Genomic DNA, 3,089 nt, shown 5'->3' on the forward strand with positions numbered 1-3,089 from the left:
CCCCGCGCCCTCATTGTCTGCGCTGCCCCCCCGCCGGGCTGGGGGGGGTGGGGCCGGTCTCCATATCCTACAAAATTGCCCCCCGGGGGCCCCCTTTTACTCCCCCCGCGCCCCCGACTTTCTCGATCTGAAGAGGTTTCCGCCTTCAACCCTTTGATCGATCATCGATCGGCGGTTTACAGTCGTCGGCGGGCCGTCACCCGGCCCTCAGCCCTGTCCTGCCAGACAAGGCCACCGTTTTTATCTCCACCCCCATCTGTCCGGAAGGCGGCGATCATGACCGATCCCGTAGGCAAGATTCCGAGCGAGCTCGACCAGCTCCCGGACCGTGACACCGAGGAGACCGCCGAATGGGCGGCCTCCCTGGACGCCGTCACCAAGGCCGCCGGCCCCCACCGGGCCGCCTACCTGATGCGCCGCACGCTCCAGCACGCCGAGGGGGCGGGCCTGGCCCTCCCCAAGCTGCTGGAGACGGACTACCTCAACACCATCCCCACCTCCTCCGAGCCCGCCATCGACGGCGACGAGGAGATGGAGCGGAAGATCACCGCCTGGAACCGCTGGAACGCGGCCGCCATGGTGACCCGCGGCTCCAAGCACGGCGTCGGCGGCCACATCGCCACCTTCGCCTCCGCCGCCTGGCTCTACGAGACCGGCTTCAACCACTTCTTCAAGGGCAAGGAGGGTGACGGGTCCGGCGACCAGCTCTACATCCAGGGCCACGCCTCCCCCGGCATCTACGCCCGCGCCTTCCTCGACGGCCGCCTGGACGAGTCGCACCTCGACAACTTCCGGCAGGAGTCGGGCGGCAACGGCCTGCCCTCCTACCCGCACCCGCGCCGCCTGCCCTGGCTGTGGGAGTTCCCCACCGTCTCCATGGGTCTCGGCCCGCTCTCCGCGATCTACCAGGCGCGCTTCAACCGCTACCTGACCAACCGCGCCATCAAGGACGTCTCCGCCTCGCACGTGTGGGCGTTCCTCGGCGACGGCGAGATGGACGAGCCCGAGTCGACCGCCGCCCTCGCGCTGGCGGCCCGCGAGGGTCTGGACAACCTGACCTTCGTCATCAACTGCAACCTGCAGCGCCTCGACGGCCCGGTCCGCGCCAACTTCAAGATCGTGCAGGAGCTGGAGGCCCAGTTCCGCGGCGCCGGCTGGAACGTCGTCAAGTCCCTCTGGGGCAACGCCTGGGACGAGCTCTTCGCGCTCGACACCACCGGCGCCCTCGTCCGCCGCCTCCGCGAGGTGCCGGACGCGCAGGTCCAGACGTACCAGACCCGTGACGCCGCCTACATCCGCCAGGACTTCTTCGGCAAGGACCCGGCGCTCGTCGCGATGGCGCAGCTGCTCTCCGACGACAAGATCCTGGAGTGCTTCCACCTCTCGCGCGGTGGCCACGAGCCGCGCAAGGTCTACGCCGCGTACAAGGCCGCCCTGGAGTTCAAGGGCGCCCCGACCGTGATCCTGGCGCAGACCGTCAAGGGCTTCACCCTCGGTGAGGGCTTCGCGTCGAAGAACGCGAACCACCAGATGAAGAAGCTGACGACCGACGAGTTCAAGAACATGCGTGACCTTCTTGAGCTGCCGATCTCGGACGCCCAGTTCGTCGACGGCGTCGTCCCCTACGGCCACCCGGGCGCCGACTCCGCCGAGGTCCGCTACCTCAAGGAGCGCCGCGCGGCCCTCGGCGGCCCCGCCCCGGCCCGCCGCGTCCACCCGGTCGCCCCGCTGCCGGCCCCGTCCGAGAAGGCGTTCGCCTCCTTCGACAAGGGCTCCGGCTCGCAGTCCATCGCCACCACGATGGCCTTCGTGCGCCTCGTGAAGGACCTGGTCCGCGACAAGGAGACCGGCAAGCGCTGGGTCCCGATCGTCCCGGACGAGGCCCGCACCTTCGGCATGGAGTCCCTCTTCCCCTCGCTCGGCATCTACTCGCCGAAGGGGCAGACGTACGAGCCGGTCGACCGCGACCAGCTGATGTACTACAAGGAGGCCGTCAACGGCCAGATCCTGAACGAGGGCATCACCGAGGCCGGCTCGATGGCCGACTTCATCGCCGCGTCGACCGCGTACTCCACGCACGGCGAGACGATGATCCCGTTCTACATCTTCTACTCGATGTTCGGCTGGCAGCGGACCGCCGACCAGATGTGGCAGCTCGGCGACCAGCTCGGCCGCGGCTTCCTCGTCGGCGCCACCGCCGGCCGCACCACCCTGACCGGTGAGGGCCTCCAGCACGCCGACGGCCACTCCCCCGTCATCGCCGCCACCAACCCGGCCGCGCTGACCTACGACCCGGCGTTCGCCTACGAGGTCGCGGCCATCGTCAAGGAGGGTCTGCGCCGGATGTACGGCGAGGCCGCGCCGGGCGAGGACCAGGACGTCTTCTACTACCTGACGGTCTACAACGAGCCGATGCCGCAGCCGGCCAAGCCGGGCCACGCGGGCGTCGACGAGGGCATCGTCAAGGGCCTCTACCGCTTCAACACCGCCGAGTCGGCCGGGCTCACCCTGCCCGCCAACGCGCCGCGGATCCAGCTGCTCGGCTCGGGCACCGCGATCCACTGGGCCCTGGAGGCGCAGAAGCTGCTCGCCGACGAGTGGGGCGTGGCCGCCGACGTGTGGTCTGCCACCTCCTGGACCGAGCTGCGCCGCGACGCGCTGGAGGCGGACGCCGCCCTCCTGCGCGGCGAGGAGCGCGTCCCGTACGTGCGCCAGGCCCTCGCGGGCGTCGAGTCCCCGGTCCTCGCGGTCTCCGACTACATGCGCCAGGTCCCGGACCAGATCGCGCAGTGGGTCGAGCAGGACTACTCGTCGCTGGGCGCCGACGGCTTCGGCCTCTCGGACACCCGCGCCGCGGCCCGTCGCCACTTCGGCGTCGACGCGCAGTCGATCGTGGCCGCCTCCCTGGCCCGGCTCGCCCGCCGCGGCGAGGTTCCGGCCACCGCCGTGAAGGAGGCGCGCGAGCGCTACGGCCTGTAGGGGCCACGGCCCCCCGGGGCCGGACTGTCGGTGGCGGGGGGCCGGGATGGGGGGTATATGCCCCGCCCCCCCCAAAAGAAATTTGAAAAAACACCCAAACCACCCCCCCA

1 protein-coding gene is annotated in these 3,089 nt (G+C 70.4%); it reads left to right on the top strand.

The window, feature by feature from the left end; translation table 11 throughout:
- Window positions 1–276 precede the first annotated feature (276 nt).
- A complete protein-coding gene (gene aceE, locus ACFQ8C_RS18160; RefSeq protein ID WP_383458232.1) occupies window positions 277–2,979 on the top strand; it encodes a pyruvate dehydrogenase (acetyl-transferring), homodimeric type in 2,703 nt (900 codons plus the stop codon).
- Window positions 2,980–3,089: the final 110 nt, after the last annotated feature.

Origin of the sequence: Streptomyces sp. NPDC056503, assembly GCF_042794995.1 — a bacterium.
Taxonomy (GTDB): Bacteria; Actinomycetota; Actinomycetes; order Streptomycetales; family Streptomycetaceae; genus Streptomyces.

Excerpts from the sequence above, each read along its gene's own strand:
- aceE (WP_383458232.1), top strand. The coding sequence starts at position 277 with ATGACCGATCCCGTAGGCAAGATTCCGAGCGAGCTCGACCAGCTCCCG.